Annotated in this window: 14 protein-coding genes; 6 read left to right on the top strand and 8 right to left on the bottom strand. The window is 33.8% G+C overall.

Annotation, left to right across the window (positions count from 1 at the left end; all coding sequences use genetic code 11):
• Positions 1-47: 47 nt before the first annotated feature.
• Positions 48-1520: a proline--tRNA ligase gene (gene proS / locus FA045_RS09745; RefSeq protein WP_136876875.1), complete on the bottom strand. Its 1473-nt coding sequence runs from the start codon at positions 1518-1520 to the stop codon at positions 48-50.
• A 107-nt stretch (positions 1521-1627) separates the two neighbouring features.
• On the opposite strand from proS, the gene FA045_RS09740 reads away from it, so the two are divergent.
• Both FA045_RS09740 and FA045_RS09735 read left to right on the top strand, forming a co-directional pair.
• Positions 1628-2578: a hypothetical protein gene (locus FA045_RS09740; RefSeq protein ID WP_136876874.1), complete on the top strand. Its 951-nt coding sequence runs from the start codon at positions 1628-1630 to the stop codon at positions 2576-2578.
• A gap of 25 nt (positions 2579-2603) precedes the next feature.
• Positions 2604-4115, top strand: a complete 1512-nt coding sequence (locus FA045_RS09735; RefSeq protein WP_136876873.1) for an OmpP1/FadL family transporter — start codon at positions 2604-2606, stop codon at positions 4113-4115.
• A 54-nt stretch (positions 4116-4169) separates the two neighbouring features.
• Here the strand turns inward: FA045_RS09735 and FA045_RS09730 are convergent, their stop codons facing one another.
• Positions 4170-6002, bottom strand: a complete 1833-nt coding sequence (locus tag FA045_RS09730; protein ID WP_136876872.1) for a UbiD family decarboxylase — start codon at positions 6000-6002, stop codon at positions 4170-4172.
• 520 nt (positions 6003-6522) lie between these two features.
• On the bottom strand, positions 6523-7002 hold the full coding sequence (locus tag FA045_RS09725; RefSeq protein WP_136876871.1) for a Dps family protein: 480 nt from the start codon (positions 7000-7002) through the stop codon (positions 6523-6525).
• Positions 7003-7176: 174 nt separating this feature from the next.
• Here FA045_RS09725 and FA045_RS09720 point away from each other — a divergent pair, with 174 nt between their 5' ends.
• On the top strand, positions 7177-8538 hold the full coding sequence (locus FA045_RS09720) for a LysM peptidoglycan-binding domain-containing protein (RefSeq protein WP_136876870.1): 1362 nt from the start codon (positions 7177-7179) through the stop codon (positions 8536-8538).
• Positions 8525-9163 carry a uridine kinase family protein gene (locus tag FA045_RS09715; RefSeq protein ID WP_136876869.1) on the top strand — a complete coding sequence of 213 codons (639 nt, stop codon included), beginning with the start codon at positions 8525-8527 and terminating at the stop codon, positions 9161-9163. Before FA045_RS09720 ends, FA045_RS09715 begins: the two co-directional genes overlap by 14 nt.
• Positions 9164-9168: 5 nt before the next feature.
• Here FA045_RS09715 and FA045_RS09710 read toward each other — a convergent pair whose 3' ends face one another.
• The 5 genes from FA045_RS09710 to FA045_RS09690 form a co-directional block, all read right to left on the bottom strand.
• On the bottom strand, positions 9169-10680 hold the full coding sequence (locus tag FA045_RS09710) for a M56 family metallopeptidase (protein ID WP_136876868.1): 1512 nt from the start codon (positions 10678-10680) through the stop codon (positions 9169-9171).
• 4 nt (positions 10681-10684) lie between these two features.
• A complete protein-coding gene (locus tag FA045_RS09705) occupies positions 10685-11047 on the bottom strand; it encodes a BlaI/MecI/CopY family transcriptional regulator (RefSeq protein ID WP_136876867.1) in 363 nt (120 codons plus the stop codon).
• Positions 11048-11116: 69 nt separating this feature from the next.
• The gene (locus FA045_RS09700) at positions 11117-11629 is read right to left on the bottom strand and encodes a hypothetical protein (RefSeq protein ID WP_136876866.1); all 513 of its coding nucleotides are present in this window, start codon (positions 11627-11629) and stop codon (positions 11117-11119) included.
• Between the two features lie 39 nt (positions 11630-11668).
• Entirely contained in the window at positions 11669-12181 is a 513-nt protein-coding gene (locus FA045_RS09695) for a hypothetical protein (protein ID WP_136876865.1), read from the bottom strand.
• Position 12182: 1 nt separating this feature from the next.
• Entirely contained in the window at positions 12183-13604 is a 1422-nt protein-coding gene (locus FA045_RS09690; RefSeq protein ID WP_136876864.1) for a dicarboxylate/amino acid:cation symporter, read from the bottom strand.
• Positions 13605-13907: 303 nt separating this feature from the next.
• Between FA045_RS09690 and FA045_RS09685 the strand changes: the two genes are divergently transcribed.
• Positions 13908-14405, top strand: a complete 498-nt coding sequence (locus FA045_RS09685; protein ID WP_136876863.1) for an RNA polymerase sigma factor — start codon at positions 13908-13910, stop codon at positions 14403-14405.
• Positions 14392-14982, top strand: coding sequence for a hypothetical protein (locus FA045_RS09680; RefSeq protein ID WP_136876862.1), 591 nt, complete (start codon positions 14392-14394; stop codon positions 14980-14982). The genes FA045_RS09685 and FA045_RS09680 overlap by 14 nt, the downstream gene beginning before the upstream one ends.
• Positions 14983-14995 lie beyond the last annotated feature (13 nt).

Here is a 14995-nt window from a genome sequence, read left to right as displayed (position 1 = left end):
ATCAACCTTTATTGGTCTCAAATCTCACATCTCACATCTAGTTTAGTTTAATAAGCTCTAGCAAATAATACTCTTTGTGTAGAAGGTTTCCCTGTTACGATACAGGTTCCCTCTTCTTGTTTATTGTTCAAAGGAATACATCTGATTGTTGCCTTAGTTTCTTCTTTAATCCTTTTCTCAGTATCTGCATTACCATCCCAATGAGCTGAAATAAAACCAGTTTTTTGATCCAATAAAGTTTTAAACTCATCGTATGAATTAGCTTCGGTAATGTGGTCTTCTCTAAACTGATGTGCTTTTTTATAGATATTTTCTTGAATTTCGTTTAATAAGTTAGCTACATAAATATCCAAGCCTTCTTGTTGAACGGTAAATTTTTCTCTGGTATCTCTTCTTGCTAACTCAACAGTTCCATTTTCCATATCTCTGCCTCCAATAGCTAAACGAATTGGCACGCCTTTAAGTTCATATTCGGCAAATTTAAATCCTGGTCTTTGACTATCTCTGCTGTCGTATTTTACAGAAATACCCATGCCTTTAAGTTTAAAACTTAACTCATCAACAAATTTGGTAATTTTAGCTAAATCTTCTTCGCCCTTATAAATAGGAACAATAACCACTTGTATTGGCGCCAATTTTGGAGGCAAAACCAAGCCTGCATCATCACTATGCGCCATAATTAAAGCTCCAATTAAACGTGTAGATACGCCCCATGAGGTTGCCCAAACATGTTCTTGTTTACCTTCTTTGCTAGTAAACTTTACATCAAAAGCTTTAGCAAAATTCTGACCTAAAAAATGAGAGGTTCCTGCCTGTAAAGCTTTTCCATCTTGCATTAAAGCCTCAATACAATAGGTATCTAGTGCCCCTGCAAAGCGTTCTGTTGGTGTTTTTTTACCTTTAACAACTGGTACGGCCATCCAATTCTCTGCAAAATCTGCATACACATCTAGCATTCTCTCTGTTTCTTCAATTGCTTCTTGAGCAGTGGCATGGGCGGTATGTCCTTCTTGCCACAAAAATTCGGTCGTACGTAAAAATAGACGTGTTCTCATCTCCCAACGCACCACATTTGCCCACTGGTTAATTAATAGAGGTAAATCACGGTAAGATTCAATCCACCCTCTGTACGTATTCCAAATGATAGTTTCTGATGTTGGTCTAACGATTAATTCTTCGTCTAATTTTGCCGTTTCGTCTACTATAATATTCCCATTTCCATCATTTTTAAGACGATAATGTGTCACTACAGCACATTCGGTGGCAAAACCTTCTACATGAGCAGCTTCTTTAGAAAAATATGACTTTGGAATGAACAAAGGAAAATAGGCATTACTATGACCTGTATCTTTAAATTTTTGATCTAAAACCGCTTGTATCTTCTCCCAAATCGAATATCCATAGGGTTTTATCACCATACAACCTTTTACAGAAGAGTGCTCTGCTAAGTCGGCTTTTATAACAATATCGTTATACCAAGCTGAATAATCATCATTTTTACTTGTAATACCTTTGCTCATAACTATTTGGAACGTTTTTTGTGTTAAATTTCTTGTATTGTAGATTACAAATCTATAAATTTATAGCTACAATTTTTGTTCAACACACAAACAAAACACATATAAAAATGAAACCTAACCAATTATTCACCAGTATGCTTGCGGTAACAGCCTTGTTTGTTGCTTCATGCTCAGCACCAAGAGTGGCTCAAAACACTGCCATTCAGGATGATGTTTACAACACAACTGCTCAGGCTAAAGAATATAAACCAGCCGTTTCTGTTCAAGCTCCACAAGTAGAAAATACAACTGCAGATGGAGAAGTAGATGATTATTACGGTAAATCTGACCCATATTATGATATGGATTATTCTTCGAGAATAGACAGGTTTTACTATGGTAACATGAACAGAGGGTATTTCGACCCATTTTATAATTATTATGGCTACAATTCATTTTATGATCCATTCTGGGGTGGTGGATTTGGCTTAGGCTTTAATCGTTGGGGTTTTAATAATTGGGGCTTTAACAACTTCGGTTTTAACAATTTTGGTTTTTATGGTGGTTGGGGTTATGATCCTTTTTGGGGTTTTAACTCAAACTTTAACAGATTTGGTACTGGCTATTGGGGCGGAGGCTTCGGTGGTTGGGGCGGTGGTTTCGGTGGCGGATTTTACGGCGGTGGAAACAACGTAAATGCTAACTATAGACCAAGACCAGATAGAGGTGGAGAAAACGGTTATAACAGACCTAGACCAGGTAGCGTAAATGGTGTTCCTACAAGATCAAATACTTACGGCAATAACGGTGTAACCAGAAGCAGAGCTGAAAGTTATAATCCTGGTACTAATGGTGGAACAGTTGCAAGACCTAATACAACTGGTAGTAGACCAACTAGAGGTGAAGCTACTGCTAGACCGACTAGAAGTGAAGCTCCTCCAAGACAAGCTCCTTCTTATGCTCCTCAAAGACAAAGCTCTCCTCCTCCAGCTTCATCAGGTGGTGGTGGTGGCTCTAGCAGAGGCGGTGGCGGTAGCTCAGGTGGCGGCGGTGGTGGTGGAAGACCAGGTAGAGGATAATTTCTAAATTAACACACAAACACACATGAAAAAAATTATATCGATGTTAGTGGTAGCTATAGTAGCTACCACAGGCACCACTTACGCTCAATACGCAAATGATGCACTTAGATTTTCGCAAACCAATTATGGTAGCACGGCTCGCTTTAAAGCGATGGGTAATGCTCAAATTGGTGTTGGTGGTGATATGAGTTCACTTGGTGGCAACCCTGCTGGACTTGGCTTATTCACGAAATCAGAATTTAGTTTAACACCAGAATTTAATCAAAGTAGCATCAATGCAAACTATCTAGGTCAAAACTCTACTACAAATAAAAGTCAACTTAACATTAACCAATTAGGTGCGGTTTTTTATACGCCAATGTACAAGCAACGTGGTCAGGATACCAAGAAAGGATTAATTAGTGCAGTTTTTGGAATTGGCTACAATAGAAATAACGATTACCATACCGAGATAAACTACGGTGGAAATAATAATAGCACTTCAATTGCAGATTATTTTGCTGAGATAGCAGGCTCTACCACTCCTAATAATTTAACAGGTGGAAGCTTAGAAAGAATGGCTTATGATAATTATCTAATCAGTTTTGATAATGTGGCTGGTAATTATTTCCCAGAAACCTTTGCAGATGCTAATCAAAGTAATGCGCAACGTAAAAATGAAGTAAGGGCTGGTTCTGTATCAGAATTCAATTTTTCTGCCGCTGCAAATATTTCTAATACCGTTTATATTGGCGGTAGCATTGGATTAGTTGATTTAAGGTATACTTCTGATGCCCAATACGAAGAAGCAGGAAGAGCAAGAGAATACGATGCTAATGGTGATCTAACAGGTGCAAATATTAATTATAAATTATTATTTAATCAAAGTCAAGTTACAAAAGGCTCTGGTGTAAACGGTAAACTTGGTGTAATTGTACGTGCAGCAGAAGGCTTAAGAATTGGCGCTACTTTTCAAACCCCAACTTGGTTTGTTATAGACGATAGCTATACAGAAGGATTAGACAATAGTGGAACAATTAGAGGTACAAGTGATAACGAAACTTACGATTTCACCTACAATTTAAGAACCCCATTGAAAGGTTCACTAGGTGCTAGTTATGTAATTGGCAGCCAAGCTATAATTTCTGCTGATGTTGATTTTATTGATTATGCAAGCACAAGATTGTCTACCAATGGTGGTAATTATGACAGCGATTTAATTAGAACTAATAATGCAGATATTAGAAATAACTTTAAAAGCGCAGTAAACTATAGACTTGGTGGCGAGTATAAAATTAACAACCTAAGTTTAAGAGCCGGTTATGGCGTAAATGGTAGTCCATATAAAACAGATGAAAATGGATTTTTTGATACTCAAATGTATAGTGGTGGTTTAGGTTATAGAGTGAATAATTATTCTATTGACTTAGCTTACCAAAGAGTAGAAACTAATAACACATTTAATCCTTATACGCTAAGTTCTGGTAATGGACCAGTTGCAGATGTTAAAAACACTTTAAACAATGTATTCTTAACTTTTGGATTAAGATTTTAATATAACAGTTATTAACAAAAAACCATTCTGACAAATGTTAGAATGGTTTTTTTGTTATATTCCATTTAAGGATGCTCCGTTTTGCCAAAAACGCTCAATATTTTTCTCTACCTCTTCATCTTTTATCAGCTCTGGAGCATGATGAGGCTTTTTACGAGCATCTATAATTAAAGGTCCCTTACATCCCCAATGTTTATTGGCTGTAAAATCATTTATACCATCAATATCAGCCGCTGGATTGCTCCTAGTAAAAGTTACCCAAACCAAATTATTAATAGTAGCTGCAGTAAAATTTGCATCATCGCAAAATACAATAATTTGTAAGCCAGATAAATTTGCTGCTTTTAAATGTTGTTTCAAGCTTTCTATTTCACTTTTAGCATTTGCAGCGTTAGTATAATTAATACCATCAATGGCAAGCACACCTGGCAATGCAATTTTAAAAGTTCCAAATCCATCAGGTAAAGAAAATTCTTTTGGTAAAATAGTCATCAATTCTCTTCTCTTCTCTCCTACTGCTGCAAAAACTACTTTCGAGCCTGTATTTAATCCATCGCCAGAATAATCTAATGTGTCAATGGTGGTATTGGTATGAAAATGCAAATCTTTACTTAAATCAATTCTTTCCAGCATGTGCTGAAGAAATTCTTGAATATTATTTGTGCTCAGTTTTTCATTGTCTTCCCTAGCAGCAATAAATAAATATTTAGCTAAGCTTAATTGATTTTTACCTAAAATATGGTTGGCAATTGTTAAAATTTCTTGTGGTTTTTTTTCTTTCAAAAAAGGCGTGTACCTTTCGCTACCAATTGCAAACAACAATGGATGTACTCCTGCTGCATCAACTGCATTAACTTCTTTTAAACCTGATATTTCTTGCGGAATAGCTGCACCAGTTATTTCGTGAATTAAAGCGCCAAAACTGGTATCCTCTTGTGGCGGTCGGCCAACTACGGTAAACGACCAAATGGCATCTTTTTTATGATAAACATTGTTCACTTTCATTAACGGAAAGAGATGCGTTAAACTGTAGTAGCCCAAATGATCTCCAAAAGGTCCTTCTGGTTTGTTTTCTTGTGGAAATACTGTTCCTGTAATCACAAAATCTGCATCTGCCGAAATCACAAATCCCTCCTCATCTCTAAAATATCTAAACCTTCGGTTGCCTAATGCACCAGCAAAAGTTAGTTCAGATAATCCTTCTGGTAAAGGCATAACTGCAGCAACAGGATGAGATGGCGGTCCGCCTACAAATATACTTACCTTAAGCGGCTGCCCTTTGGCATTGGCTTTAGTTTGGTGTATGCCTATCCCCCGGTGTAATTGGTAATGAAGTCCGATTTCTTTATCCTGTATATAATCATTACCACCTAGCTGAATTCTGTACATCCCTAAATTGCCATTCATCACTCCAGGTTTGTCAATATCTTCTGTAAAAACTTGTGGCATCGTTACAAACGGACCTCCATCCATTGGCCAATTTACAATGGCCGGTATACTGCTAATGGTTGTTTTTTGAAATGTATTTTTAAATAAGGATTGTTTTAATGGCAATGCCGATAAAGCTGTTAATGCAGAGCCAGCATATTTAAATGGGTTTTTTAAAGCTTTAATCGGATCTGAACGCAGTTCTACCAATTGCTCTACTTTGGCTAAACTGTCTCTAAACATAAATCTCGAGCGCTCTAAAGTACCAAACAAATTAGACACCGCAGGAAACATACTGCCTTTAACGTTTTCAAAAAGCAAAGCAGGTCCTTGGCTTTCATATACCCGCAAATGTATGGCTGCCATTTCTAAATAGGGATCAACTTCTTCTTTAATTCTAACTAAATGACCGTGTTTTTCGAGATCAGAAACGCATTCTGCTAAGCTTTTATAACCCATGAATCAAAGATAGATAATTCGCATTTTAGAAATTGAAAAAAAGCCTTACAATGGTACAATTAAAGATTTAGCTGACAATTGAGCCTTATTAAGCTGATTGATATTCATTTAAAAGCAATGCCTCTTCAAAAATTAAAGTTTGCACCTGCTGTCCCTGCCTGCCGGCAGGCAGGCGTTTTATTTCGCTCAAACCTAAAGGTCGGGGCTACATGTCCACTATCATTAGATCTATAAACAAAAAATAATGCGATTATTTACGTTTTAATAGCCAACCCATCATTTACCAAATCACTATCGGCTATTATAGGTTAGCAAACTTTGAGGGGATTTTATGTGCAGAAGCCATTAAACAATAGCCCTAATTGCAGCGGCATGCTTTTTGTCCTGAGCTTGTCGAAGCATAAAAAAAAATATAGCGGAAAGTAGGACGAACATTGATCATTTTACTGAATTTGCGCTTCAAAAAAATAGCCACATCATTTTATTAAATAATGTGGCTAATACTTGGCTTAATTAAAGCCTATTTTTTACCAGCAAATGAGCGTAACATCCAATTGGTTTTTTCTTTAAACTGCATAAAACGGTTAACCATATCATTGGTGCCATCATCACCAGCCGTGTCAGAAGCCTCTAATAAATCTCGTTCTATTTCAATTAATTTTGCCATATCGGCTAAAACCTCATCAACCATTGCCATATCACTCATGCCAATTGTATTAATTTCTTTGATGGTAGATTCTTTGATATAATCCTCAAATCTGCTATGTGGTGGTTTGCCCAAGGTTAATACTCTTTCTGCAATTTCATCAATTGTAAGCTGTGCATTGGTATATAATTCTTCAAACTTAACATGCAATGTAAAAAAGTTTTGCCCTTTAATATTCCAATGGCAACCTCTTAATTTTTGATAATGGATATGATAATTGGCTAAATAGTCATTTAACATATCAACCACAGGTTTAACTTTTTTCTCGCTTAAGCTTATTTCTTTTGCATCCATGATGTTTATTAATTTTAAGGTTGTTCTAATACACATACAACAATTGGTTGTAGGCAAAAGTTTGCATATTTTTTAAAAAACATACAATACATCAATTGTATTAACGTTTTACAATGGCAATGGCGTAAAAATTAATTTTCGTATAATTGTCGTTCCAAATATTAAAAGAATTTGATGCAAAAAACATATATATTATTTCTATCTGCTCTATTTATTAATTTATCTATTTCTAAAGCTAAAAATGCAATAGATTCAGTTGGGGTTGAAAATAGCAACGGTAAAAAACTAATCTTACATAAGGTTGATGCGAAGGAAACTTACTATTCTATAGCTAAAAGATACAGTGTTAATTACAAGGATGTAATGACTTTTAACGATAGTAAGTTGTTGCAGATTGGTATTATTGTAAAAGTACCTACAAATTTAGCTTTTGCAGGAAATCAGGCTGCTGCAGTTGCAAGTAATGCTAAGCAAACTGAATACACCATAAAGGCAAAAGACAATTTAAATATGCTTGCCGAAAGGTTTGGAACTACGGTAGACGAGATTAAAAGATTAAATAATTTAACTTCTATTAATTTACAAATTGGGCAAGTTTTACTTATACCAAATGGAAGCGAAAATATCTCGCAAACAGTTAATCAGCAAACACCCAAGGTTCCTGTTTATAATGCACCTAAAACTGTTCAAACTACACCAGCTGTTGTGCAAAATGAAAATGCAGCAATTATTGAACATACCATAAAGGCAAAGGAAAATTTAAATCTATTAGCTGAGAAATATGGAACTACGGTAGATGAAATTAAAAGATTAAATGGACTGTCGTCTAACAATTTAAGAATTGGACAGGTTTTAAAGATATCAAATACAAATCAGGTTGCGGTTGAAACTACCCAAACTCCAACGCCAACTCCCATTCAAACAACATTACCAGTAGTTACAAAGCCAATAGTTAAACCTATAGCAGAACAACAAACTGTGGTGCAAAACAATAATGTGGTAGGCTATACGCACAATGTATTGGCAGGAGAAACCATTTATTCTATTGCTAAAAAATATGGATTAACAACCTACCAAATTAAAACAGCTAATAATTTAACAAAAGATGAAGTGGTAGTTGGTCAAAAATTGATCATAAAAGATGCTTCGAGATCAGTTGCTGATTATGGTACTGACGAACCAACAGAAGATGAAAACACCATTAAAGATCCTTCTTTAAGACAACCTGCTAGTAAATACGGGATTACCCAAATTGAAGAAAAAGGAACTGCCGTTTGGATAGCAGACCAAGATTTAGACCCTAACAAAATGTTGGTTTTACACCGTACAGCAACTGTAGGAACCATTATTAAAGTTACCAATCCAATGAGCAATCGATCGGCATTTGCAAAGGTTGTTGGTAAATTTACCGAGAATGAATCAACAAAAGATGTTATCATTGTAATGACAAAAGCAGTAGCAGACGCTGTTGGTGCTTTAGATAAAAGATTTTATTGCAATATAAATTACGGTGCTCAAGAGAATGAACAACAATAAACCGCTAATAATTGGTATCGCAGGTGGTAGCGGTTCTGGTAAAACTTTCTTTTTAAACAGTTTTTTACATCATTTTAAAAATGATGAAGTGACACTTTTATCGCAGGATGATTATTACATACCGGCAGGTGAAATGACACAAGAAGAAAACAAATTGTACAACTTTGATCTTCCATCTACCATTGATGATGAACAATTTTTAATTGACATTAAAAAATTAATTAAAGGTGAAGTTGTTTATAAAAAGGAATACAACTTTAACAATCCTTTAGCAGTAGTAAAAATTTTAGAGATTAATCCTGCTCCAATTATTATTGTAGAAGGGTTATTTATTTTACATTTTGAGCAAATTGCCGAACTATTGGATTTGCGTATATTTATAGAAGCAGAGGAAAATGTTGCATTACAACGCCGTATTAAACGTGATGGAATGGATAGAGGCTATCCTGAGGACGATGTGCTGTACAAATGGCACAACCATGTAGTGCCCGCTTACAAAGAATTTCTGTTACCGTATAGAGAGCAATGCAATAAAATTGTGGTAAATAATGATGATACTCCTGACGATATCATTAGAATCACCGAAGAAATTACAGATGAATTAAAAACTAAATACTGCAAGTAAATATTTTAATTTTTTGTAATTGCTCCTTTTCCAGTAATCCTTACTTCGCCACCTTTTTCTCCTTTAACAACTGAAACACTGCTTATTTCATTTGAATTAAGTTGATCTAACTCTTCTTTAGTAACTTTTTTTCCATCTAAATAAAAACTAACATTTTTATCACTGCTAGGCTCAAATTTAGAACTTACTTTATAAGCTCTAATGATTACTTTATTTTCTTTATCTGCAGTTTTATCAGTTTCTAAAGGTAAATTATTTTGCACCAATAAATTCAAAACTTCATTTCTTCTTTCTACGCTAGCTGTAGTTTTTGAGGTATCTGTTTTTAAAAAGATGATACTCTTTTTTACTATCCCATTTAATTGGCCTGAAGCTTCTGATTGATTTTGTTTAAATGAGAATGTAAATTTCTTATGATGATCTTCACCGGTCTTAAAAGTTAAACTATCTAGCGTTGAGAATACAGATTTCACCATCAAATTAATATTTTTCGAGCTTGAAGAATCAGTACTTTGCTTGATGATTTTTTTTGATTTAACTTTAACTACCTCACGTTTTGGAATTGAAGAATTTATGTCTGCTGCAGTAGTTAATGTATCCAATATATTTACACTAGCTAAAACATTTTTTATTGGTTTAAATTGTGCTGTAATTTCTTCCTTTTTTGCCACTGTAAAGGCCAAAGTACTTAACAATAAGATGGGTAAAACAAGTAAATAACGACTTAAACTAAACTTTGAAGATCGTTTAGCATTCATCATTTTAATTCGCTTTTTTAAATCAGAAAGATTAAAATTATTTACAATTTCTATTGCTGGTACAAGATTGCCTACATCTAACAAACTATATTGATAAGCTTTTTTATCCATGCCTCGTTTCAATATTTTTTCATCAGTTATAAATTCCAAGTTTTCTTTAACCGCTCGTTTCATAAGCCAAATACCCGGATTAAACCAATAAAAAACCACACTCAGCTCTGCTAATATAATATCTAAGGTATGCCACTGCTTTACATGAATTTGTTCATGTGTTAAAATGGTATTCAATTCGTTTTCATTGTGTAATGCAGGATTAATATAAACTGTTTGCCAAAAAGAAAAAGGGCCAACGGCTTCATTTAATATCCTTACCTTAAAATTGGAAATGATACCTGGAGATGATTTGCGATGTATTTTAATGAGGGAAAGAAATTGTATAAAAAGTCTAAAAGCCATAAAAGCCACACCAACATAGAACGAAGCTCCAATCCACTGCCAATATTTAATAATTAAATTTGATGGCATTAAAGATTTAACTTGTTGATTAATCTCTGGAACAAATACAGCTGCTTGCTGATTTTGGTAAAAAAAATCAGTTAGATCTATAAATGGATAGATGGTAGAAAATAAAATACCAAAGACCAAAAATAGGCGATTGATTACATAAAACGTTAATTTTCGAAGGATAAAATAATAGGCTGCAGCAAATAAAATAAGCACTAAATTTATCTTAAGCAGGATGATAAAAAAATGCGGCATAAGATTATTTTTTAGGGTTTTCGATCAAATTGATAATCTCCTTCAATTCATCTGCACTTATTTTATTGTCTTTAGCAAAAAAAGCGACCAATTCCTTATATGAATTTTGGAAATAGTTGTTTACAAAACCTTTCATGAAACGTTTTTTGTAAGCTTCTTCTTTCACTTTTGCGCTATACCTATTCGCATTCGCAAATCTTTCACTTTTAAGAAAACCTTTACGCTCTAAATTTTTTACTGTAGATGCAAGTGTAGTATAAGGTGGTTTAGGTTCTGGCATCACATCCATAAAATCTTTTATAAAACCTGCCCCAACTTGCCAAATAGCCAGCATTGCTTCTTCCTCTTGTAAAGTTAACTTTTCCATTAATTACGAATATATCGTAAATGTACGAATTAACTTTTTAAATAGGGCAATACTTTTTGTTAAGAAATGTTAAGGATTAGTGTACCTATCTTCCACTTCATCAATGGTAGATTTGATTGTTTTTTGCAACTGGCTAACACGATCTAAAACCCACATATCCTCGTCGTAATTTGTTAAAAAAACGATTTTTTTAACTTTAGTTTCATAGTTAAAAATGATTTCGTAGCGTAATGTTTGATCTGTTTTTAAGTTGGCATTTTTATTAGCAATCACATTCGGCAAAGTCCATAAATCTAGTTCATTTGCCTTGCTGTGTATAAAAATGATGTTATTTGCTCTAAGCTTTAATTTTTTTGTAATCAACGAATCTCTATTATCTAAATATTGATAATTGCCTGATGCAGAATTATAAGCATTAACCAAACTATCTCCTAAGCCCCATTTGTACTCAATAGAAACCAATTCTGATGCAGAGAAAGGTCCTTTTTGTTTGTTAATTACAAAATATCCAGCAATGCTGATGATGATAATAACAACTACGGTAGCAATAAAAGAAATATTTTTTTTAATTCGGGATAACATTTGCGATACCTAAGTTGGATTTATTTTAAGTGATGTAGCTTATTTATTCTCTTTTGAACGCTCCTCTAAGTCAACCAATTTTTGCTCAATAACTTTTTGCATTTGAGCAGCAGCACCACGCATTCGTGGGTTACCACTAAAATCAGACAAATAAGTTACTTCTTTAGATTTGGTCTCATAATTAAACTTCATGAAATACCTTAACGCTTTAGATTGCTGAACATCTGCTTCGGTATTGGCTACAATATCAGGTAAATTCCAAAATCCCTGTTCATCAGCATTACTATCTAAAAACTTTTTATCACGCTCGTTTAACATCAGTTTAGTAACAATTAATGAATCGTTTCTATTGTAGTATTTATACTCGCCTGTGGCAGAATTATAAGAGTTTTCTAAATTGCTACCTATGCCCCATTTATATTCTAGCGAGACAAATTCTTTTGCTTTAAAAGGTGCATTACGAATAATTGGCGCATAATAAACGATGGCGTAAATTAAAAATGGAATAATAATGGTTGATGCTAAAAATATTTTTTTTCCTCTACTTGACATGTTAATCTTCTACAAAATTTTGTGCTGCATTATTATCAAATTCTTTCTCCCATTTAGCAATTACAACTGTTGCTAAACAATTACCAATTACATTTACCGATGTTCTGGCCATATCCATTAACTCATCAATACCTAAAATAGCTGCAATGATAAATACTGGCAAACCAAACTGCTCTGCTGTTGCAATTAATACAATTAATGAAGCTCTTGGCACAGCTGCCACACCTTTACTGGTAATCATCAACGTAAAAGCAATAGCCAATTGCTGACCAATACTTAAATCCATACCTGCAGCTTGTGCTACAAAAATAGATGCTAGCGAAAGATATAATGATGTTCCATCTAAATTAAAGCTGTAACCCGTCGGAATTACAAAAGATACAATTTTACGTGGCACACCAAATTTCTCCATGTTGCTCATTGCCTTAGGCAATGCTGCATCAGAACTGGTTGTTGCAAATGCGATAGAAACAGGCTCTTTAACAGCCTTAATGAAGTTTTTAATTGGAATTTTTAAGAAAAGCATAATGGGCACAAATACCAACATTACGAATATGATTAATGCAATGTAAAGCGAACCCAACAACATGAATAGGTTTTTTAAGATATCTATCCCTAAATGCCCAACCGTATAAGCCATTGCAGCACCTACACCAATTGGTGCGAAATACATAATGATATTGGTAAACTTAAACATTACCTCCGACAAACTTTCGGCAAAATCTACGAGTGGCTTTCGCTTCTTTTCCTCAACCATTGCTAAACCAATACCAAAAAGCACAGAAAATACAACGATTTGCAAAACCTTATTTTCGTACATTGATTTAATTACGTTTTCTGGAAACAGTTCGTAAATAAAATTAGTGAACTTATAAATTCCATGTACATTTTCTGGTAGTTTTTCTAAACTAGTATCAACGATTTTTGCTGTAGGCAATTCTTCTTTAGGCATTTGCGTAATATCTACACCAACACCTGCATGAGTAATATTTATTACGGCTAAACCAATAAAAATAGCACAAGATGTTGCACAAAAGAAATAAAGCATAGATTTCCATGCCATTCTGCCCACTTGTTTTAAATCTGAATGACCAGCAATACCATAAACCAAGGTTCCGAAAAGTATTGGACCAACAATGGTTTTTACCAATTTAATAAAACCTTTACTTAGTGGATGTAAAGCAGCAGCCACATTTGGAAAATCTAGCCCAACAAATACACCTAAAATCATACAAATTAATATCCAGGTAGTAAGATTTTTCTTAACCGTAGCATATATGATTAAAACCAAAGCTAATGTCCAGCGCATTGGCATTAAAAAAAGTTCTGAAAGATGAACGATATTAAATTGGTTTAAAACCGTTAATAAGATGGCAATAGTGATGAAAATTAAGGTGATCAGCCCAATTTTGTTTTTTCTCATTTATTTTTTTTTAAGGTATTGAGCTCAAATTAAAAGTTTTTGATGATGCTTTAATGCTAACACATCTTTTAAATTGATAGTGTAAATTTATATTTGGCTTAAATTAAATTTTATAATTTGGAATTTATAAAGCTGAAAAAACAATTTACACACAAAATAAACCATGCGATTTTAAAGTATTTCCCTCTGTTTGACAAAATTAAAGTTTTGAGCGTATCAAGCAAACTTTTATTAATTTTGGTTAACATTTACATGTAACAAATTAACACTATTTTTATCTAATATTTATAAAAACATCATTTAATGGATCTGAAGGATCAACTTTTTAAGGAAATATTTGATAAAAATTCTAAAAAGATTTTCCATTTGTGCTATGGTTACACTGGCGATAAAGATTCTGCTAATGACCTGCTACAAGAAACTTTTTTAAAGGTTTGGCAAAATCTGGATAAGTTTAGAAACAAATCACTCATATCTACTTGGATTTATCGCATTGCTGTAAACACCTGTCTCACTTATTTGCGCTCTGAAAAAAGGCAGGCAAAAGATGAATTAACGGAGAATATTATCGAGAATAAGATTGAAGAATTTTCTGAAAAGAACGAACAAGTAGCACTACTTTACAAATCGATCTCTTTGTTAGAAGAAAATGATCGTTTAATTATAACCATGGTATTAGATGAACTTCCATACAACGAAATAGCAGATATTTCTGGTATTAGCGAAGGAAACTTAAGAGTAAAAATTCATCGTATTAAACAAAAACTGACTGAAATATACAATCAACATGCAAGAATTTGATCAAATAGAAGCACTTTGGGCTAAGCATACGGTTGATGTAAAAATTTCTGCCGATGAAATGCTTAAGCAAGTAAAAAAGGATGTAAATGGTATGCGTACAAGATCTCTTTTAAACCTTGCTGGTATGGCGCTATCAATTGTAGCTATGGCTATGTTATGGATATTTTATGATGTACAAAGTTGGACAACCCATGCTGGTATCAGCATTATCATCGTTTCCATAGCTGTTTACACCATCATTCTTTATAATCAACATCGTCTTATTGCCAAAAACGATTTTACAGCAAATCCGAATGAATTTATTGCAAGCCTAAAACAATATCAATTAAATCGTTTTGCATTATACAATAGGCTTTATTGGTTTTATGCGATTGCACTTTCTTTAGGAATGATATTCTATTTTGTAGAAATTTTGGCTCATTTAGAATTTTGGATGCAAGTATTAGCTATCGTAGTAAGTTTTGGTTGGATGATTTTCTGTTCTACATTAGTAAGAAAAGCAGTAATTAAACGAGACAAAGAGCGAATTGCTTTGCTAATTGAAAAATTTGAACGCATAGGCGGACAGTTGAAATAAAATACAATTATTT

The sequence above is a fragment of the Pedobacter cryotolerans genome, from assembly GCF_005116475.1.
Classification (GTDB): domain Bacteria; phylum Bacteroidota; class Bacteroidia; order Sphingobacteriales; family Sphingobacteriaceae; genus Pedobacter; species Pedobacter cryotolerans.
The sequence above is the reverse complement of the archived record's forward strand: the minus strand, read 5'-3'. Positions and strand labels throughout refer to the sequence as shown.